Source organism: Burkholderia sp. BCC0419 (assembly GCF_902830285.1).
In the GTDB taxonomy this organism is placed as follows: Bacteria; Pseudomonadota; Gammaproteobacteria; order Burkholderiales; family Burkholderiaceae; genus Burkholderia.
This window is the reverse complement of the sequence record NZ_CADESR010000001.1, coordinates 2,707,692-2,727,896: the sequence shown is the minus strand read 5'-3', so window position 1 is coordinate 2,727,896 and position 20,205 is coordinate 2,707,692. Positions and strand designations below refer to the sequence as shown.

General features: G+C 68.6%; 16 protein-coding genes. 9 read left to right on the top strand and 7 right to left on the bottom strand.

Annotation, left to right across the window (positions count from 1 at the left end; all coding sequences use genetic code 11):
• Positions 1 to 15: 15 nt before the first annotated feature.
• The gene (gene hmgA / locus HWW87_RS12280; RefSeq protein WP_175820454.1) at positions 16 to 1,350 is read left to right on the top strand and encodes a homogentisate 1,2-dioxygenase; all 1,335 of its coding nucleotides are present in this window, start codon (positions 16 to 18) and stop codon (positions 1,348 to 1,350) included.
• The gene (fahA, locus tag HWW87_RS12275) at positions 1,347 to 2,651 is read left to right on the top strand and encodes a fumarylacetoacetase (RefSeq protein WP_175820453.1); all 1,305 of its coding nucleotides are present in this window, start codon (positions 1,347 to 1,349) and stop codon (positions 2,649 to 2,651) included. Before hmgA ends, fahA begins: the two co-directional genes overlap by 4 nt.
• A 230-nt stretch (positions 2,652 to 2,881) precedes the next feature.
• Here the strand turns inward: fahA and HWW87_RS12270 are convergent, their stop codons facing one another.
• The 5 genes from HWW87_RS12270 to HWW87_RS12250 all read right to left on the bottom strand — a co-directional run bounded on the left by HWW87_RS12270 (position 2,882) and on the right by HWW87_RS12250 (position 8,518).
• Positions 2,882 to 4,042, bottom strand: coding sequence for an MFS transporter (locus HWW87_RS12270; RefSeq protein WP_175820452.1), 1,161 nt, complete (start codon positions 4,040 to 4,042; stop codon positions 2,882 to 2,884).
• 93 nt (positions 4,043 to 4,135) lie between these two features.
• Positions 4,136 to 5,305 (bottom strand): MFS transporter, encoded by a 1,170-nt coding sequence (locus HWW87_RS12265; RefSeq protein ID WP_174431844.1) that lies wholly within the window; start codon positions 5,303 to 5,305, stop codon positions 4,136 to 4,138.
• 241 nt (positions 5,306 to 5,546) lie between these two features.
• On the bottom strand, positions 5,547 to 6,332 hold the full coding sequence (gene bluB / locus HWW87_RS12260; protein WP_175820451.1) for a 5,6-dimethylbenzimidazole synthase: 786 nt from the start codon (positions 6,330 to 6,332) through the stop codon (positions 5,547 to 5,549).
• 173 nt (positions 6,333 to 6,505) lie between these two features.
• A complete protein-coding gene (locus HWW87_RS12255) occupies positions 6,506 to 7,504 on the bottom strand; it encodes a 2-hydroxyacid dehydrogenase (RefSeq protein WP_175820450.1) in 999 nt (332 codons plus the stop codon).
• A 30-nt stretch (positions 7,505 to 7,534) separates the two neighbouring features.
• The gene (locus tag HWW87_RS12250; protein ID WP_174389445.1) at positions 7,535 to 8,518 is read right to left on the bottom strand and encodes a LysR family transcriptional regulator; all 984 of its coding nucleotides are present in this window, start codon (positions 8,516 to 8,518) and stop codon (positions 7,535 to 7,537) included.
• Between the two features lie 761 nt (positions 8,519 to 9,279).
• On the opposite strand from HWW87_RS12250, the gene HWW87_RS12245 reads away from it, so the two are divergent.
• A complete protein-coding gene (locus tag HWW87_RS12245) occupies positions 9,280 to 10,491 on the top strand; it encodes an alanine--glyoxylate aminotransferase family protein (protein ID WP_175820449.1) in 1,212 nt (403 codons plus the stop codon).
• Between the two features lie 28 nt (positions 10,492 to 10,519).
• On the opposite strand, the gene HWW87_RS12240 is transcribed toward HWW87_RS12245, so the two are convergent.
• Positions 10,520 to 11,455 carry an AraC family transcriptional regulator gene (locus HWW87_RS12240; RefSeq protein ID WP_175820448.1) on the bottom strand — a complete coding sequence of 312 codons (936 nt, stop codon included), beginning with the start codon at positions 11,453 to 11,455 and terminating at the stop codon, positions 10,520 to 10,522.
• 134 nt (positions 11,456 to 11,589) lie between these two features.
• Here HWW87_RS12240 and HWW87_RS12235 point away from each other — a divergent pair, with 134 nt between their 5' ends.
• The 3 genes from HWW87_RS12235 to HWW87_RS12225 all read left to right on the top strand — a co-directional run bounded on the left by HWW87_RS12235 (position 11,590) and on the right by HWW87_RS12225 (position 13,864).
• Positions 11,590 to 12,480: an EamA family transporter gene (locus tag HWW87_RS12235; protein ID WP_175820447.1), complete on the top strand. Its 891-nt coding sequence runs from the start codon at positions 11,590 to 11,592 to the stop codon at positions 12,478 to 12,480.
• 115 nt (positions 12,481 to 12,595) lie between these two features.
• Positions 12,596 to 13,261 (top strand): hypothetical protein, encoded by a 666-nt coding sequence (locus HWW87_RS12230; protein ID WP_175820446.1) that lies wholly within the window; start codon positions 12,596 to 12,598, stop codon positions 13,259 to 13,261.
• Positions 13,262 to 13,342: 81 nt separating this feature from the next.
• Positions 13,343 to 13,864 (top strand): RES family NAD+ phosphorylase, encoded by a 522-nt coding sequence (locus HWW87_RS12225; protein WP_244107185.1) that lies wholly within the window; start codon positions 13,343 to 13,345, stop codon positions 13,862 to 13,864.
• Between the two features lie 38 nt (positions 13,865 to 13,902).
• On the opposite strand, the gene HWW87_RS12220 is transcribed toward HWW87_RS12225, so the two are convergent.
• Entirely contained in the window at positions 13,903 to 15,117 is a 1,215-nt protein-coding gene (locus HWW87_RS12220; RefSeq protein WP_175820445.1) for an MFS transporter, read from the bottom strand.
• A gap of 335 nt (positions 15,118 to 15,452) precedes the next feature.
• Between HWW87_RS12220 and xdhA the strand changes: the two genes are divergently transcribed.
• The 3 genes from xdhA (at position 15,453) to xdhC (ending at position 20,159) form a co-directional block, all read left to right on the top strand.
• Complete coding sequence (gene xdhA / locus HWW87_RS12215; protein ID WP_175820444.1) at positions 15,453 to 17,039, top strand: xanthine dehydrogenase small subunit; 1,587 nt, start codon at positions 15,453 to 15,455, stop codon at positions 17,037 to 17,039.
• Between the two features lie 18 nt (positions 17,040 to 17,057).
• A complete protein-coding gene (gene xdhB, locus HWW87_RS12210) occupies positions 17,058 to 19,421 on the top strand; it encodes a xanthine dehydrogenase molybdopterin binding subunit (protein ID WP_175820443.1) in 2,364 nt (787 codons plus the stop codon).
• A 69-nt stretch (positions 19,422 to 19,490) separates the two neighbouring features.
• A complete protein-coding gene (gene xdhC / locus HWW87_RS12205; RefSeq protein WP_175820442.1) occupies positions 19,491 to 20,159 on the top strand; it encodes a xanthine dehydrogenase accessory protein XdhC in 669 nt (222 codons plus the stop codon).
• The last annotated feature ends 46 nt before the right edge of the window (positions 20,160 to 20,205 follow it).

The following is a 20,205-nucleotide window of genomic DNA, read 5'->3' as shown; positions in this document are numbered from 1 at the left end:
TGGAGAAAGGAAACGATGACGCTTGACCTGTCGAAACCGGCGACCGCCGGCTACCTGAGCGGTTTCGCGAACGAATTCGCGACCGAGGCGCTGCCCGGCGCGCTGCCGCACGGCCGCAACTCGCCGCAGCGTGCGCCGTACGGGCTGTACGCGGAGCAGCTGTCGGGCACCGCGTTTACCGCGCCGCGCGGCCACAACCGCCGCTCGTGGCTGTACCGGATTCGCCCGGCCGCCGTGCACCGGCCGTTCGAGCCGTATGCGGGCCCGCAGCGGCTCGTGTCGGAATTCGGCGATTCGGCCGATGTGCCGCCGACGCCGCCGAACCAGCTGCGCTGGGATCCGCTGCCGATGCCGGTCGAGCCGACCGATTTCGTCGACGGCCTCGTGACGATGGCCGGCAACGGTTCGGCCGCCGCGATGAACGGCTGCGCGATCCACCTGTACGCGGCGAACCGGTCGATGCAGGACCGCTTCTTCTACAGCGCGGACGGCGAGCTGCTGATCGTGCCGCAGCAGGGGCGCCTGTTCATCGCGACCGAATTCGGCCGGCTCGACGTCGAGCCGTTCGAGATCGCGGTGATCCCGCGCGGCGTGCGGTTTGCCGTCGCGCTGCCGGACGGCGACGCGCGCGGCTATATCTGCGAAAACTTCGGCGCGCTGCTGCGCCTGCCGGATCTCGGCCCGATCGGCTCGAACGGGCTCGCGAACCCGCGCGACTTCCTGACGCCGCAGGCCGCCTACGAAGACCGCGAAGGCGCGTTCGAGTTGATCGCGAAGCTGAACGGCCGCCTGTGGCGCGCGGACATCGGCCATTCGCCGCTCGACGTCGTCGCGTGGCACGGCAACTACGCACCGGTCAAATACGACCTGCGTCTGTTCAACACGATCGGCTCGATCAGCTTCGACCATCCCGATCCGTCGATCTTCCTCGTGCTGCAGGCGCAGAGCGACACGCCGGGCGTCGACACAATCGACTTCGTGATCTTCCCGCCGCGCTGGCTCGCGGCCGAGGATACGTTCCGCCCGCCGTGGTTCCACCGCAACGTCGCGAGCGAATTCATGGGGCTCGTGCACGGCGCGTACGACGCGAAGGCCGAGGGCTTCGTGCCGGGCGGCGCGAGCCTGCACAACTGCATGTCGGGCCACGGGCCCGATGCGGATACGTTCGAGAAGGCGTCCGCGAGCGACACGACGAAGCCGCACAAGGTCGACGCGACGATGGCGTTCATGTTCGAGACCCGCACGCTGATCCGGCCGACGCGCTACGCGCTCGACACCGCGCAGCTGCAGGCCGATTACTTCGAATGCTGGCAAGGCATCAAGAAACACTTCAATCCGGAGCAACGATGAGCGACACCCAAGACTGGCGCGCGACGCTCGACCCCGCTCGCAAGAGCTGGCTCGACACGGCGAACGACCCCGCCTGCGATTTCCCGATCCAGAACCTGCCGTTCGGGATCTTCAGCGATGCGAAGCAGGCGGCGCGCCGTGCGGGCGTCGCGCTCGGCGACCAGATCGTCGACCTCGCCGCGCTCGCGCGTGCGGGCCTCGTGACGCTGCCCGGCAGCGCCGATGCGTTCGCCGCGCTGACGCTCAACGCGTTCATCGCGCTCGGTCGCGACGCGTGGCGCAGCGTGCGCGTGCAACTGTCGGCGCTGTTTTCGCACGACAACGCGCGGCTGCGTGACGATGCGGCGCTACGCGCGCTAGTGCTCGTCGCGCAGCGCGACGCGACGCTGCATTTGCCGGTCGACATTCCCGGCTACACCGATTTCTATTCGTCGAAGGAGCACGCGACCAACGTCGGCTCGATGTTCCGGGATCCGAAGAATGCGCTGCTGCCGAACTGGTCGGAGATGCCGATCGGCTACAACGGCCGTGCGTCGTCGGTGGTCGTGAGCGGCACGCCGGTGCGACGCCCGAACGGGCAACTGAAGCTGCCCGACCAGGAGCGCCCGGTGTTCGGCGCGTGCCGCAAGCTCGACATCGAACTGGAAACGGGCTTCATCGTCGGCAAGGGCAACGCGCTCGGCGAACCGATCGCGTGCGAGGACGCGGAAGCGCATATCTTCGGGATGGTGCTGCTGAACGACTGGAGCGCGCGCGACATCCAGCAGTGGGAATACGTGCCGCTCGGGCCGTTCAACTCGAAGGGCTTCGCGACGACGATCTCGCCGTGGATCGTCACGCTCGACGCGCTCGAACCGTTCCGCGTCGCGCAGCCGGAACAGTCGCCGCAGCCGCTCGCGTATCTGCAGCATGCGGGCAAGCATGCGTTCGACATCGCGCTGGAAGTGACGCTGCGCGCGGAGGGTGCCGCCGAGACGACGTCGATTTGCCGGACCAACTTCAAGCACATGTACTGGACGATGGCGCAGCAGTTGGCGCATCACACGGTCGCCGGCTGCAACACGCGCGTGGGCGACCTGATGGGCTCGGGCACGATCAGCGGGCCGACGAAGGATTCGTTCGGCAGCCTGCTCGAGCTGACGTGGAACGGCAAGGAACCGGTCGCGCTGAACGGCGGCGGCAGCCGCACGTTCATCGAGGACGGCGATGAGCTGACGCTCGCCGGCTGGTGCCAGGGCGACGGCTATCGCGTCGGCTTCGGCACGTGTGCGGGCAAGATTTTGCCGGCGCGGAGTGCGTGACGGATTGCAGCGCGAAAAGTAACGCGCAGGTCACGCGTAGATCACGCGTAGATCACGCGTAGTCCGGAAGGACAGGGCGGCCCGCATTGCGCGGGCCGTTTTCGCTTCCCGGAAGATGGGCACGAGCGGGCCGATACGTATCGGTGCATGATGCTGCGCGCCAACGCCAACGCCAACGCCAACGCCAACGCCAACGCCAACGCCAACGCCAACGCCAACGCCAATCTGCATCAGACCGCGCGTTGCACCGCGGCGCGTCGTTCCCACAACGCGGCCGCGACGAACGCGGCGACGCAGGCGACCAGCACGCCGACCAGCGCGTTGCTGCCCAGTTGCTCCATCAACGCGCCCGCAACCAGCGGGCCGCCGAAGCTCGCGGCGCTCCACGACGCCGACACGAGCGAGCTCGCGGTGACGAGCGCCGCACCGCGGAAACGCTCGCCGCACGCGACGAGCGACAGCGTATAGATGCTGCCGGCCGCCGCGCCGAGCACGAACAGCAGCGGCCAGCACAGCCACGGGTTCGCGATGACGAACGGCAGCAGCGGCAGGCCCGCGAGCACGATCCAGCCGGCGCCGAGGTGCACGCGTTCACGGCCGAGCTTGTCCGCGAGCCAGCCGATCGGGAACTGCATCGCGGTATCGCCGAACAGCATGATCGACGCGAGCAGCACGGCGGTCGCGCTCGCGACGCCGTGATCCATCGCGTAGAGCGGCAGCAGCGACAGCGCAAGCGTGTCGAACAGCGCGAAGAAGCCGGTGCCGATGATCAGCGCGGGCATGCGCGGCAGCACGTCGAGCCAGCTGCCGTGCGCTTCGTGATGCGCGTCGTCGCCGGCGAGCGGCGCACGGCGGATCGTCGCGAGCGTCGGCAGCGCGAGCAGGAACAGTGCGCCGCACAGCGCGAAGCGGATGCTCGTCGCGCCGGCGATCTGGCTGACGAGCACCGGGCCGGCCATCTGGAACAGCGTGAAATTGGTCGCGTAGATCGCGACGACGCGGCCGCGCGTCGAATCGTCGGCGAGCTGGTTGACCCATGCTTCGCCGATCGTGAACAGCAGCATCAGCGCGGCGCCGCACAGCACCCGCAGCACGCCCCACAGGATCAGGTTCGACGTGAACTGCATCAGCGCGGTGGCCGCCGCGAGCAGCACGACCGACACGACGATCGCGCGGCGCGCACCGATGTGCCGCGCGAGCGCGGTGACGAACGGGACGATCGCGAGACCGCCGAGGGCTTGCGCGGCGGTCAGCATGCCGACGACGTTGGTGCCGTGTCCGGCTTCGGTCAGCGCGAGTGCGGTAAGCGGCAGCGTGGCGCCGGTGCCGAGGCCGACGACCGCGACGCTCAGGATCAGCGCGAGGAAATCGCGATTGAGAATGGCTTTCATCGGCCGCGATGCTACACCGCGACCGTAGAAAGGTCCATGAAGGCCATCAGGTTCGGATGGAGTTGTGTACGCAACGATCGCGGCAAGGTCGCGTTACACGTACTCGGTCGGCACGGCCACCGGGCGGCGTTCGAGCGACGCCGACCACAGCGTGAGCGCGAGCGCCGCGACGGCCATCGCGACGCCGACCCACGGCAGGCTCACGAGCGACACGCCGGAGCCGATCGCCATCCCGCCGAGCCACGCGCCGGTCGCGTTGCCGAGATTGAACGCGCCCTGGTTCAGCGTCGACGCGAGGTTCGGCGCGTCGCTCGCGCGATCGACGATCATGATCTGCAGCGGCGGCACGATCGCGAACGCGAGGATGCCCCACACGAAAATCGTCGCGAGCGCGGCGAACGGCAGATGCATCGTGCCCGCGAACAGCGCGAGGACGATGCCGATCAGCGCGAGCGTCGCGATCAGCGACGGCATCCGGCGCCAGTCGGCGAGCTTGCCGCCGAGCGTGCCGCCGACCGTCAGGCCGAGGCCGAACAGCAGCAGCACGTAGGTGACCTGGCGCGGCGAGAAGCCCGTCACGTCCTCGAGGATTGGCGTGATGTACGTGAACACGCTGAACAGGCTCGCGGACGCGAGCACGCTGATGCCGAGCACCATCAGCACCTGCGGGTGCTTCAGCACGCTGAATTCGCGCGTGATGCTGGTGTCGGGCATCGCGAGGTTTTTCGGCAGGCAGACCGCGAGCGCGGCGGCCGCGGCGAGGCCGATGCCGGTGACGGCCCAGAACGTCGCGCGCCAGCCGAACGCCTGGCCGAGCGCGGTGCCGAGTGGCACGCCGAGCACGTTCGCGAGCGTGAGGCCGGTGAACATCAGCGCGATCGCCTGCGCGCGGCGGTTCGGCGCGACGAGGTTGCTCGCGACCACCGAGCCGATGCCGAAGAACGCACCGTGGCAGAACGCGGTGACGACGCGCGCGGCCATCAGCACCGTGTAGCCGGGCGCGATCGCGCAGAACAGGTTGCCGGCGATGAACAGCCCGATCAGGCCCATCAGCGCACGCTTGCGCGGCATCTTCGCGGTGACGATCGCGAGGATCGGCGCGCCGATCGTCACGCCGAGCGCATAGCCCGACACGAGCATCCCGGCGGCCGGGATCGACACGCCGAGGTCGCGCGCGACGTTCGGCAGCAGGCCCATGATCACGAATTCGGTGGTACCGATTCCAAATGCGGCGACGGCAAGGGCGAAAAGAGGCAAGGGCATCGCGGTAGGCTCGGGGAAAAGATGCCGCGCGAGCCAGGCGCAGGATGCGCGGGACGGGCGGTCGGTGAGGCGAACGTCAGCCGCGATTCTACTTCAGTGAAAACCCCTATGCTTGGGGCCAAAACGATTGTTGCCGGCGTGCGACGGGGGGCGGGCGGGAAGCTCACATGGTGGGATTCGGCGGTGGTCTGCGGACGCGAATTCGTCGGGGCGGCGCGATGGCGGCTGCCGGGCCGCGGCTTCAGACGATGCGTTCGGGCGAGCCGTCGGGGAGCGCGGCGGATCGTGCCGGGTCGGCGCTGGCGTTCGATGTGCGTGGCGCGTTTGCGTCCGGTTCCGCGCCCGTGTCCGCAGACGACGAAGGCGATCCGGCGGCGGCGTCGATCACGGCCGGATCGTCCCAGCCGTTCTCGAACAGGCAGGCCTCGATCGGCATCCGCGCGGCCCAGCGTTCCTCTTCGAGCATCGGTTTCGCATAGAACGCCTCGACGTGCCCGACGCACAGCACGGCGATCGGCTTCGCGCCGTCGGGCATCCGCAGCAGCGTGCGCAGCGCATCGACGTCGAACAACGACACCCAGCCCATCCCGAGCCCTTCCGCGCGCGCCGCGAGCCACATGTTCTGGATCGCGCACGCGGCGGAGGCCAGATCCATCTCCGGCAGCGTGCGGCGGCCGAACACATGGCGTTCGCGGCCGTCGGCGAGCGCGACGACCAGTAGCTCGCCGCATTCGCGCACGCCTTCGACCTTCAGCCGCATGAATGCGTCCTGGCGCTCGCCGAGCGCGTCGGCGGTCGCGCGGCGCTCGGCCTCGACCAGCGCGTGAATGGAGGTGCGCAGCGCGGGATCGGTGATGCGGATGAAGCGCCACGGCTGCATGAAGCCGACGCTCGGCGCGTGGTGCGCCGCGCGCAGCAGCCGCGCGAGCACGGCGGGATCGACGGGCGCCGGCGTGAAGTGGCGCATGTCACGCCGTTCGAAGATGGCGCGGTAGACGGCGGCGATGTCGGAATCGTCGAAACGCATGAGCGGCAAAGGCAGGGGAAGGACGTCGGCGCAACGATAACAGACGGCGCGCACGAAACGTTACTTCATTCGAAACAATGCACTGAATTGTTGATGAAGACAGGTGCGGTGCGCAGCAACAGACACAAGCAAACGATTGCGGATGCGCTGCCAGCCGTCAAATGTGCTGTTTTTCAGCGGTTTGCCGTCACGACGTTCTGCGGCGCGCCCGCATGCCATGCCTCGATGTTCAGCAGCGTCGTGTGCGCGATCTCGGCCAGCGCCTCGCGCGTGAAGAATGCCTGGTGCGACGTGACGATCACGTTCGGGAACGTCAGCAGGCGCGCGAGCACGTCGTCCTGCAGCGGCAGGTCGGAGTGATCCTCGAAGAACAGCCCGCTTTCCTCCTCGTACACGTCGAGCCCGAGATGGCCCAGCTGGCCGCTCTTGAGCGCGTCGACCAGCGCCTGCGCATCGACGAGGCCGCCGCGCCCGGTGTTGATCAGCATCGCGCCGTGCTTCATCCGCGCGAGCGTCCGTTCGTTGATCAGGTGGTGCGTCGACGGCAGCAGCGGGCAATGCAGGCTGACGATGTCGGCGTGATGCAGCAGTTCGTCGAGCTCGACGTAGCGCGCGCCGAACGCGATCAGCTCGTCGTCATACGGCGGCACCGAGTGCGCGAGCACGTGCATCCCGAAGCCCATCATGATCTTCGCGAACACGCTGCCGATGATGCCGGTGCCGATCACGCCGACGGTCTTGCCGTGCAGGTCGAAGCCGAGCAGGCCGTTCAGCGAGAAGTCGCCTTCGCGCGTGCGGGCGACCGCGCGCGGCAGGCGGCGGTTGAGCGCGAGGATCAGCGCGACCGCGTGCTCGGCGACCGCGTGCGGCGAATACGCGGGCACGCGTACGACCGTGATGCCGAGCCGCTCGGCGGCGCCGAGGTCGACATGGTTGAAGCCCGCCGAGCGCAGCGCGATCAGCCGTGTGCCGCCGTCGGCGAGCCGTTCGAGCACGGCCGCGTCGACGGTGTCGTTGACGAACGGGCAGACGACGTCATAGCCGTGCGCGAGGATCGCGGTTTCCGCGTCGAGGTGCGACGGCTGGAAGTGCAGCCGATAGCCGAACTGCCGGTTGGCGGCGGTGAATGAATCGTCGTCGTACTGCCGGCTGCTGAACAGGATCACGCGCACGCTGCACCTCCGATGGCTGACGCGCGCAGTTTACTGCAGGCCCGTGACGATGTCGGAGTGGTCGGGCCCGCGCACCGGCCGCAGGAAGCCGTAGTCCGCCCGCTCGCGGCCGGCCGGCGCGCTGAAGTGCTCGAGCGCGTGCTCGACGAAGCTGCGCGTACGGGCCGGCACGTACTGGCGGTTCGGGTAGACGAGCGACAACTGCGCGTCGGGATCGTCGATCCGGTAGCCGGCCATCAGCCGCACGAGCGTGCCGTGGTTGAGCGCGTCGGCCACGCACGGCTCGGGCAGCACCGCGATGCCGGCGCCGGCCACGGCCGCCGCCTGCACGAGCGCGAGCTGGTTGACCGTGCAGGCCGGGCGCACCGTGACCGAATGGGCGACGCCGTCGTGGCCGACCAGTTGCCACGTCGGCGCGTGCTGGTGCGGCGCGAGCGTGACCCAGTCGTGGCCCGGCAGGTCGTCGGGCACGCGCGGCTCGCCGCGGCGGTCGAGATAGGCGGGCGCCGCGCACGCGACGAACGGGTTCGGCGCGAGGGCATGGCCGATCAGCGACGGGTTGCCGTCGAGCCGGGTGCCGGTGACGATGCCGACGTCGTAGCCTGAATCGAGCACGTCGAGCGGCCCTTCGGCGACGGTCAGCTGCACGCGCAGCTCCGGGTAGCGTTGCCGGAAGCTGCTGACGAGCGGCGTCAGCGCGAGCGGCGACAGCAGCCCCGACGCGACGACGCGCAGCGTGCCGGCCGGTTCGCGCACCGCATGCGCGACGGACGATTCGAGGTGGTCGAATTCCTCGAGCAGCGCACGGCAACCATCGAGGTAGCGCACGCCGGCCTCGGTGAGCGACAGGTTGCGCGTGGTGCGATGGATCAGCCGTGTGTTCAGGTGGCCCTCGAGCATCGCGATCGAACGCGTGACGAGCGCATTGGACACGCCGAGATGGTGCGCCGCGCGCCGAAAGCTTTGCTGTTCGGCGACGCAGACGAATACACGCATGGTCTGAATCTGGTTCATAGCTTGCGTATTCTGGCCCGGTTGATTGATTTTGGTTGTGATTTATCGCCGCGCCACGTCGAAAGCGCATTGCGCGGCCCCAGCTCTCCCTCGTATCGAAAATCGAATTTCGATTCCGTAGACAATTGTTAAATACAGAACCGATATCCGTCAACCTGAGAAAATGGGCGGCTTGCATAAAATCGAAATCGCGAGTACCAGTTTAACGCTGCAGTGCAGCAAGGATCTGCCGGGCAAAACCGACGCGGTATTGGAATATGCGCCGATGCGGCGAAGTTTGCTTATTTAAATCAATTGGTTGGGAGAAATTCGTGCTAGCCGTGACGCGGCAATTTCGGAGTCGCTCCCCAATACGCGCCGCAATAGTGGATGTTTTTTCCACGTTCGGATTTTGTGTATCGAATTCGCGCCGTGATTTGTATCAGGTGGCCGGTCCATTTCGTTCGATCCGAGAATCGGGCTGAACCGCCGGTTTCCGCGAATCGCCGCTGATATTGGTGGAGAAAATCGTGCGGGCGGGAACCCGAATGGCGCCGTTTCGGAACCGGCCGGCAATCCCTTTTCAATCCGGCAGGTCATGGCGCGAGCGGTGCGCGGCCGGCTGGCCCGGTCCGGCGACCGGGCCAGCTTCGCGCTGTCCGGACGTGCGTGCCTCTTGCGCGAGGCGGCGGAACACGGAATGATCGATCAGTTCGCCGCGCGTGCCACGGGCGCCGTGCCACGGGCGCCCGAGTACTTCCTTTCCTCATCTTTTTCCAGCCATGTCCATCGATTATTCGCCGATTCCCTGTCCCGTCGTCGTGCCGCTCGACGCGATCCTGCCCGAAGAACCACTGCTGATGATGGGGGCCGGCCCGGTTCCGATCCCGGCCGCCGTGGCCAAGGCGAACACGATCGTGATCAACCACCTCGGCGCGACGATGGCGAAGATCATCGAGCAGGTGAAGGAGATGGCGCGCTACGTGTTCCAGACCCGCACGAAGTGGGTGCTCGGCGTCGCGGGCCCCGGCTCGGCCGCGATGGAAATGGCGATCTCGAACCTCGCATGGCGCGGCACGCGCGTGCTGTCGATCCGCAACGGCTTCTTCAGCGCGCGGATGGCCGAGATGGCCACGCGCGTCGGCGCCGACGTCGCGACGCTCGAAGTGGCCGACCGCGCGGTCGCGAGCCTCGACGAGATCGCCGACGCGATCGCGCGCGAGCGGCCCGAGATCGTCACGATCGTGCAGGGCGAGACGTCGAACACCGTATGGAACCGCGACCTGCGCGACATCGCCGCGCTCGCGAAGGCGGCCGGCGCGCTGGTGGTCGTCGACGCGGTGTGCACGCTGTCGACGATGCCGCTCGAGATGGATGCGTGGGGCATCGACGCGGTGATCACCGGCGGCCAGAAGGGGCTGTCGTCGATCCCGGGCGTGTCGCTGATCGCGTTCTCCGATGCCGCGTGGGAGCGCATGAAGAATCGCCCCGAGCCGAATGCGCACTGGTGCCTCGACATGGCGCTCGCGGAGAACTTCTGGCACAACGCCGGCTATCACTACACGGCGCCCGTGTCGGGCGTGCTCGCGCTGCACGAGGCGCTGCGGCTCGTCTGCGCGGAGACGCTCGAAAGCCGCTTCGCGCGCCACCTGCGCTGCTCGCTGGCGCTGCAGGCGGGCGTCGAAGCGATGGGGCTCAAGCTGTATGCGCCGAAGGACTGCCGGCTCAATTCGGTGGTCGGGATCGAGACGCCGGAGGGGCTCACGCCGGGGATGGTCTGCGGCCATATCTCGAAGCAGTACCAGGTCGAGATCTCGGGTTCGTTCGGCTTGCCGATCGTGCGGATCGGGCAGATGGGCGAGCAGTGCCGCGAACACAACCTGTTCCGCACGCTGCATGCGTTCGGCCGCACGATGGTCGACCTGAAGGTGCCGGTCGACCTGCCGGCCGGCGTCGCGGCGCTCGAACAGGAACTGTCGCGGCGCGGCGCGTAAGCGGAAGCAGCGAGGAAAAGGACCGCGCTCAGCGGCCCTGCATCGCGCGCCGGTACGTATTCGGCGTCGTGCCGTGCGCGTCGCGAAAGCGATGGCTGAAGTGGCCGGCGTTCGCGTAGCCGCAGTCGGCCGCGATTTGCGCGAGCGGCAGCGCCGTCGTACGCAGCAGTTCGCGGGCCCGGGCGAGCCGTTGCTCGGCCACCCATGCGTGCGGCGCGCGGCCGAACGACAGCCGGAACATCCGCGAGAAGTGGTATTCGGACAGCGCGGCAACCTCGGCGAGTTCGCCGAGCGTCAGCGGTTGCGTCAGGTAGGTGTCGATGTAGTCGCGCACGCGGCGGCGCACGGCCGGCGCGAGCCCGCCGCGGAACGACGTGTCGGTGCGCGTCGTGCTCTGGCCGCGCAGCAGCAGGCTCAGCACTTCATGCGCGGTTTCGTTCACGCGCAGCCGGTCGTCGGCATCGTCCCAGCCGTCGAGCGCGAGCGAGCGCAGCAGCGCGGCGACGCGCGCATCCTCGAAATAGGTGCGGTCGGCGAGCTTCAGTTCGCGCGGCTCGCGATCGAGCTCGCGGATCGCACGCTGCGTGAAGTGTTCGGGCAGGAAATACAGGTGGATGAAATGCATTTCGCCGCGCACCCACCAGCGCGATTCATGGTCGCCCGGCAATGCGCACAGCAGGCTCGGCGCGCCGTAGCGCGGCACGCGCTGGCGCTCGGTCCGGTAGCCGCCGTCGAGGTAGCACGACAGCGTGTGGTGGCCGGGCTGCTCGTAGACCGTCTCGCTTTCGTCGGTGATCCGCGTCCATTCGGCGATCGCGAGATGGTCGCCGAGCCACGCGAAGCGCTCGAGCGTCGCGTTCGCGTCGGCGAGCGTGCGGCAGACCGACTGCAGGCCGAACGGCAGATCGCCGCCGGCCAGGGCGGCGGCGCGGTCGACGGGCGGAGCGGAGAGGGAGAGACTCATGGTGCGCCGAGTATAAGCGGGCGCGCGGCGCCGCGTGCGGCGTCCCGAAAAAGACCGCAATTCCGGACAATCGGCACGCGCGGTGCGGCGGCATAGTCGGGATCCCGATTCACCCGATTGTCCGGATGGCCGCCATGAACCTGTCGCTTTATTTCGTCACCGTGCTGATCTGGGGCACCACCTGGATCGCGATCAAGTGGCAGCTCGGCTCGGTGCCGCCGCCCGTGTCGATCGCGTGGCGCTTCTGGCTCGCGGCCGCCGTGCTGTTCGCGCTGCTGCGTGTGATGCGCCGGCCGGTGCGCCCGCCGCGCGAAGCGTGGCGCTTTCTCGTCGCGCAGGGCTTCGCGCTGTTCTGCCTGAATTTCCTGTGTTTCTACTATGCGGAACTGGTCGTGCCGAGCGGGCTCGTCGCGGTGATCTTCTCGACCGCGCCGCTGCTGAACTCGATCAACGGCCGGCTGTTCATGGGCCGCCCGCTGCGGCCGTCGGCGATCGCCGGCGCGCTGCTCGGCCTGGCCGGCATCGCATGCCTGTTCTGGCAGCAGATGGCCGGCCATCTCGACGACCACGCGACGTGGATTGGGCTCGCGATCGCGTTCGCCGGCACGATGTGCTTCTCGGCGGGCAACCTGCTGTCGAGCCGGATGCAGTCGATGGGGCTGCACCCGCTCGCGACCAACGGCTGGGCGATGCTGATCGGCGCGGCGATCCTGACCGTCGGCAGCGCGGTGGCCGGGATGCCGTTCACGCTCGACATGAGCCCGCGCTATCTCGGCGCGCTCGTGTACCTGGCCGTGCCGGGCTCGGTGATCGGCTTCACCGCGTACCTGATGCTCGTCGGCCGGATCGGACCGGAGCGCGCCGCGTATTGCACGGTGCTGTTCCCGATCGTCGCGCTGGCCGTGTCGACGGTGTTCGAGGGCTATCAGTGGTCGCCGCTCGCGGTGATCGGGCTGCTGCTCGTGGTGGCCGGCAATCTCGTCGCGTTCGATCTCACGCGGCGGTTGTTTTTGCGGACGGCGTGACGCAATACCGACGGCGATACGGGACGCTCGGAAAGTCGATCGAAGTGGTTGACATGGTTGACTTGGTTTCGATTCAGGGCTACGCTTGATTTTCCGGTTGGATCAGGAGGTCAGGATGGTCACGCAAGCTCATGGGCTCGAAAGCGCGGCTGCGGTTCTCGATGTCGAGACGGAGGAGGCGCTGCGCAGCGCGGTCGGCGCCGCGACCATGCTCGGTCCCGATCGCGCCCGCGCGCTGCTCGCGCTGTCGGACGAGCAACTGGGGCACCTGTTCAAGGTGGGCATCGCGCAGGTCATCGATCTGGCCGGCACGATCACCTTCGGCATCGCCGCTGCCGCGACACGCGACAGGCAGCCGTCCGGCCGGCAGAAGCGGGGGACGGCTGCACACCCGGATGCCGGCGTCGCCGATCTCGAGCGGCAGGTGCAGGCCGAACGGCGCGTGCTGGTTGCCGATGGCCGGTTGCTGTCCGCCGCGCAGACGTGGACGGGGCTCGGCATGACGCGGCAGGCGCTGAGCAAGGCGGTCGCGTCGGGGCGCATTTTCGCGGTCGAGGTCGGCGCCGCACAGTACTATCCGGCTTTCTATCTGGCGGGAGACGTCGACCGCAAGACGTTGGGGCGGGTCACGCAGTGTCTTGGCGACTTGCCCGGCTGGAGCAAATGGCAGTTCTTCACGACGCCGAAGGCGTCGCTGGGCAACGTCACCCCGCTCGTCGCGCTGTCGCGTGGCAAGCTCGACGATGTCGAACGTGCCGCCGCGGCGTTCCGCGAACGCTAGGAGTCGCGCTTTCTGACGGCACCGGGCGAACATTTCGCGAGCGCGACGCTCGTCGTCCGCGAGGTCGCGCCAGCAACGCTGGTGCGCCTCTCGCGATATGCGACCGGCGAGCCTTACTTCGGGAAGTCGGGCGGCAATCGCTTCGACGATCCGCGCAAGCGGCGGCGGTACGGCACCCGTTATTTCGGCTTTGATCTGCATTGCGCATTCGCCGAGACGGTGCTGCATGACGAAGTCGCCGATCTGGTGCTGGGCGGTTTTCCGCTCGTGACGACCGAACTCGATCGCCACGTACTTTCATTTGACGGCGCGCCGCTGACCGTGGCCGTCCTGCACGGCTTGCCGCTGAAAAACCTCGGTGGCGACGGTGCGTTGTCGACCATCGTGCCGTACGACGTGCCGCAACAGTGGTCGCTTGCCGTCCACCGGCATCCCCGTCGCGTCGACGGATTCTTGTACATGTCGCGCCATCTCAACACATCGGAAGCGCTCGTGCTCTTCGATCGTGCCGAGCCCAAGCTCTCGCTCGGGAACGCCGTTCCGTTCAGGCGTCACCCCGATGCGGCCCGCGTATTGCGGGACTTCAACGTGCTGCTGCGTTGACGCGCGTTGCGCGTGCGCCAACGCGCCTCTTCCGCCCCTCACGCCGCCGCGCCGCTCCCTGCCACGCGCGCCTGCCGCTGGTACAGCACCATCGACAGCGCGACGCCCGCCGCCGCCGCCACCGCCGCGAACAGGAACACCTGCGGATAGCCGAACGCGCCCGCGACATAGCCGGCGAGCGGGCCGGTGATGCCGAGCGACAGGTCGAGGAATACCGAATACGCGGACAGCGCCGCGCCGCGGCTCGCGGGCGGCACGAGCGCGACGGCCTCGACGCCGAGCGCCGGGAAGATCAGCGCGAAGCCGAAGCCCGTGAGCGCCGCGCCGACGAGCGCGACGTGCGGCACCGGCGCGAGCCACAGCAGCACGAGGCCCGCGCATTCGAACGCGAACGACACGATCGCGACGCGGAAGCCGCCGTGAGTCTTGATCGTGTTCGCGAACAGCAGGCGCGCGCCGATGAACAGCGTGCCGAACACGGTCAGCGACAGCGCGGCGTTCGGCCAGTGGCGCGCCGCGTAGTACAGCGTGACGAAGGTCGCGATCGAGCCGAAGCCGGCCGAACCGAGCGCGAGACCGAGGCCGTGCGGCAGCACGCGCGTGAACACGCTCGCATACGACATCCGCTCGCCGTGCACGAGCGGCACCGAAGCGATCAGGCGGGCGAGGTAGAAGCCGAGCGCGGCCAGCGCGATCACGATCACGCCGATCAGCGCCGGATTCAGCGTATGCGCGATCGCGACGCCGACCGGTGCGCCGAGCGCGAGCGCGCCGTAGGTCGCGATGCCGTTCCACGAGATCACCTTCGCGTTGTGTGCGACGCCGACCCGGCCGATGCCCCACAGGATCGCGCCGGTGCCGCACAGGCTTTCGCCGACGCCGAGCACGAGCCGGCTCGCGATCAGCAGCACGAGGCTCGCGACCGGCCAGTGCGCGAGCAGTAGCGCGACGAGCAGCAGCACGCCCGACACGCCGCAGCCGACCAGCCCGCGCAGCACCGTCTGCTTCGGCCCGAGCGTGTCGGCGAGGCGCCCGGCGAGCGGCCGCGACGCGAGCGTCGCGAAGTACTGGACGCTGATCGCGCCGCCCGCGACGATCGCGGAAAAGCCGAGGTCGTCATGGACGAAGCCCGGCAGCACCGCGAGCGGCAGGCCGATGGTCAGGTAGCAGATGAACGTGAAGCAGACGACGGACACGATTTGCAGCGTGACCGCGAACCCGCTGCGCGGCGGTGTGGCGGAATCGGTTGACATGGGGTCGGAACGAAAGAGCGGAACGGACGGAAAAACGGCGGAAAAGGGAATCGGGATTTTCCCATGGAACCGGTTTTCACGCAGGTACCGTTTAGTTAACCGAGCCCCGTTCGTGAAGATCACCGCTGGTTGCGGCGCCGGGAACGGACGGCGCGCACCGTGCGACAAGGGTGTCGGCCGGCCGGGCGCGCATATCGCGGCAGTTATATGAGCCGCATGCGTGATGGGCTATGGGTTGCGGAATTTGACAGTGATAGCGTGCAAACTGTCGGAAAAACGTCGGTCGAGCGCTCCGCGCAGGCCGCCTTGCCCCCAATTTGAAGAAACACCGAGACATGAGTGAGCCGATCCGCTTCTACCATCGTCACGCGATCCGCGAAGTCAGCGGCGCGGACGTCACCCGCACCGTGCTGCAATACCTGCGCGAGGACGCGCATTGCACCGGCACCAAGGAAGGCTGCGCGGAAGGCGACTGCGGCGCGTGCACGGTCGTCGTCGGCGAGCTGACCGACGCCGGCGCGGTCGAGTTCAAGGCCGTCAACGCATGCATCCAGTTCCTGCCGACGCTCGACGGCAAGGCGCTCCTGACGGTCGAAGACCTGCGCCAGCCGGACGGCGCGCTGCATCCGGTGCAGCAGGCGATGGTCGATTGCCACGGTTCGCAATGCGGGTTCTGCACGCCCGGCTTCGTGATGTCGATGTGGGCGCTGTACGAGAAGCACGGCCACGAAGGCTGCGGCAGTGCGTGCGCGAAGGCGAAGGACGTGCCGACGCGCACCGAGATCGCCGATGCGCTGACGGGCAACCTGTGCCGCTGCACCGGCTATCGCCCGATCGTCGATGCGGCGGTGCGGATGTTCGATGGGGCCGGCGAAGGTGCGACCGGCGAAGGTGCGCCGCAGCCGGCCGCGCCGGTCGACACGGCCGCGCTCGCCCGCACGCTCGCGTCGCTGAAGCGCGACGACACGTTCGACTACACGACGGCCGACGGCGCGCGCTTCGCGGCGCCGCGCACGCTCGACGCGCTGGCCGCGCTGAAGGTCGAGCGTCCCGACGCGCGCATTCTCGCGGGCAGTACCGACATCGGCCTGTGGGTCACCAAGCAGATGCGCCGGCTCGACGACCTGATCTACGTCGGCCAGATCGCCGAACTGCAGCAGGTCGTGCACGGCGACGACTGGATCGAGATCGGCGCGGGCGTGACGGTCGAGAAGGCCTATGCGGCGCTGGCCGGCACGTATCCGGAGCTGACCGAGATGTGGAAGCGCTTCGCGTCGGTGCCGATCCGCAACGCGGGGACGATGGGCGGCAACGTCGCGAACGGCTCGCCGATCGGCGATTCGATGCCGGGCCTGATCGCGCTCGGCGCGCGCGTCGTGCTGCGCGGCGGCGACACGGTGCGCGAGCTGCCGCTCGAGGCGCTCTACACCGGCTACCAGCAGAAGGACATGGCGCCGCACGAATTCGTCGTCGGCCTGAAGGTGCCGACCCGCACCGGCGCACGCGAAAAGCTGCGGTTCCGCACGTACAAGCTGTCGAAGCGGTTCGATTCGGACATCTCGGCCGTGTGCGCGGCGTTCGCGTTCATCGCGGACGGCGACACGATCCGCGAGCCGCGCATCGCGTTCGGCGGGATGGCCGCGACGCCGAAGCGCGCCGCGAATACGGAAGCCGTGCTCGATGGCGCGCAGTGGCACGAAGCCACCGCGCAGGCTGCGATGCAGGCGCTCGAGCGCGACTACCAGCCGCTGTCCGACATGCGCGCGACGAGCACGTATCGCCTCGATACCGCGAAGAACCTGATGTATCGATTCTGGCTGGAGACGCGCCCGCACGACCCGCTGCCGCCGCAAGCCCTGAACGTGCGTGAAGTGGCCGCCGAAGCCGGCGCCGAAGTTGCCGATGTCTCGGCGCGCGTCTGAAGACGGAGAACCCCGAACATGAACCAGCAAGCAGAACCGTTCCTCAGCACCCTCGACCCGCAGGCCGACGCCGCGCAGGTGCACGTGTCGCGCGCGCACGAATCCGCCCATCTGCACGTGAGCGGGCGCGCCACCTACACCGACGACATTCCGATCGTCGCCGGCACGTTGCACGCGGCGCTCGGGTTGTCGGCGAAGCCGCACGCGAAGATCGTGTCGATGAACTTCGACGCGGTGCGCGCGACGCCGGGCGTGGTCGCCGTGTTCACGGCCGACGACATCCCGGGCGTCAACGATTGCGGCCCGATCATCCACGACGATCCGGTGCTCGCGAAAGGCGTCGTGCAGTTCGTCGGCCAGCCGATGTTCATCGTCGTCGCGACCTCGCATGAAACCGCGCGGCTCGCCGCGCGCCGCGCGCAGGTCGACTACGAGGAGCTGCCCGCGATCCTGACCGCGCAGGAAGCGCGCAAGGCCGAAACCTACGTGATCCCGCCGCTGAAGCTCGCGCGCGGCGACGCGGCCGCGCGGCTCGCCGTCGCGCCGCACCGCGAGTCGGGCGAGATGCTGCTCGGCGGGCAGGAGCAGTTCTACCTGGAAGGGCAGATCGCGTACGCGGTGCCGAAGGACGACGACGGAATGCACGTGTACTGCTCGACGCAGCACCCGAGCGAGATGCAGCACCTCGTCGCGCACGTGCTCGGCGTCGCGTCGCACAACGTGCTGGTCGAATGCCGCCGGATGGGTGGCGGGTTCGGCGGCAAGGAATCGCAGTCGGGCCTGTTCGCGTGCTGCGCGGCGCTCGCCGCATGGAAGCTGCTGTGTCCGGTGAAGCTGCGTCCGGACCGCGACGACGACATGATGATCACCGGCAAGCGGCACGACTTCCATTACCGCTTCGACGCCGGCTACGACGACGACGGCCGCATCGACGGCGTCGCGCTCGAGATGACGTCGCGCTGCGGCTTCTCGGCCGACCTGTCGGGCCCGGTGATGACGCGCGCGGTGTGCCACTTCGACAACGCATACTGGCTCGGCGACGTCGACATCGCCGGCTACTGCGGCAAGACCAACACGCAGTCGAACACCGCGTTCCGCGGCTTCGGCGGCCCGCAGGGCGCGTTCGCGATCGAATACATCCTCGACGACATCGCGCGCGTGCTCGACCGCGATCCGCTCGACGTGCGCTACGCGAACCTGTACGGCAAGACCGAACGCAACGTGACGCCGTACGGGCAGACGGTCGAGGACAACGTGCTTGAGGAGCTGCTCGGCGAACTCGAGACGACGAGCGACTACCGCGCGCGGCGCGCGGGCGTGCGCGCATTCAACGCACGCAACCCGGTGCTGAAGAAGGGCATCGCGCTCACGCCGGTGAAGTTCGGCATCGCGTTCAACGTCACGCACTTCAACCAGGCCGGCGCGCTGGTGCACATCTACACGGACGGCTCGGTGCTCGTGAACCACGGCGGCACGGAGATGGGGCAGGGGCTCAACACGAAGGTCGCGCAGGTGGTCGCGCACGAGCTCGGCATCCGTTTCGGCCGGATCCGCGTGACCGCGACCGATACGAGCAAGGTCGCGAACACGTCCGCGACGGCCGCGTCGACGGGCTCGGACCTGAACGGCAAGGCCGCGCAGGATGCGGCGCGCCAGTTGCGCGAGCGGCTCGCGGTGTTCGCGGCGAAGCAGTTCGGCGACGGCAAGGTCGAGGCGGCCGACGTGAAGTTCGGCAACGACTTCGTGTGGATCGGCGGCGCGAGCGTGCCGTTCGGCGAAGTGATCGCGAAGGCGTACCTCGCGCGCGTGCAGCTGTGGTCGGATGGTTTCTACGCGACGCCGAAGTTGCACTGGGATCAATCGAAGCTGCAGGGCCGGCCGTTCTACTACTACTCGTATGGCGCGGCCGTGTCGGAAGTCGTGATCGACACGCTGACGGGCGAGATGCGCACGCTGCGCGTCGATGCACTGCACGACGTCGGCGCATCGCTGAACCCGGCGATCGACATCGGCCAGGTCGAAGGCGCGTTCATCCAGGGGATGGGCTGGCTGACGACCGAGGAGCTGTGGTGGAACCCGGGCGGCAAGCTGATGACGCATGCGCCGTCCACGTACAAGATCCCGACGGTGAACGACACGCCGCCCGAGTTCAACGTGCGGCTGTTCCAGAACCGCAACGTCGAGGACAGCATCCACCGCTCGAAGGCCGTCGGCGAGCCGCCGCTGCTGCTGCCGTTCTCGGTGTTCTTCGCGGTGCGCGACGCGATTGCGGCGGTCGGCGACTACCAGGTGAATCCGCCGCTCGACGCGCCGGCCACCGGCGAGTCGATCCTGCGCGCGATCGGCGCGGTGCGTGCGGCCCGCGCGGGCCAGGCAGGCTGAGATGAAACGCTCTTCGCGCTTGCTTCGTTCGTTGCCCGCTCACGGCGGCACGGCCCGGCGGAGGCCGGCATGAACGGCCCCGCTCGTTCGCCGCGTGCCGCGTCGCAGGCGCCCGCCGCCGGATGCGACGGCGCGTGCGGCAGTTCGCCGTCGCAGCTGCCGGCGTTCGCGCAAGGCACCGGCCAGCGCAACCGCGCGACCGGTGCGCCGGCGCCGATGCACATCGTGCTGTTCGGCGCCGGGCACGTCGGCCACGCGCTCGTCACGCTGCTCGGCGCGCTGCCGTGCGTCGTGCAGTGGGTCGACACGCGCGACGAGCTGTTCCCGGACGAATGTCCGCCGAACGTGCAGCCGGAGCCGACCGACACGCCGGAGGCCGTCGTCGACGCGGCGCCGCCCGGCGCGTACTTCCTCGTGATGACGCACAACCACGCGCTCGACTTCTCGCTCGCCGCGCAGATCATGCGGCGGCGCGACTACGCGTACTTCGGGATGATCGGCTCGCGCACCAAGCGTGTGAAGTTCGAGCGCCGGCTCGCCGCGCGCGGCGTCGATCCGGCGCGGCTCGTCGAGATGGTGTGTCCGATCGGCGTCGCCGGTATCGTCGACAAGGCGCCGGGCGCGATTGCGGTGGCCGTCTGCGCGGAATTGCTGCAGGCGCGCTCGGGCATGCGGGTGGCCGATGCGAAGGCGGTCGCGGCCGGGCGCGCACGCGACGACGTGTCCTGCGCGCGGTAAAACGCCGATGCCGCGCGGCCGGCGCACGGCCGCGCGTTTTTGCCTA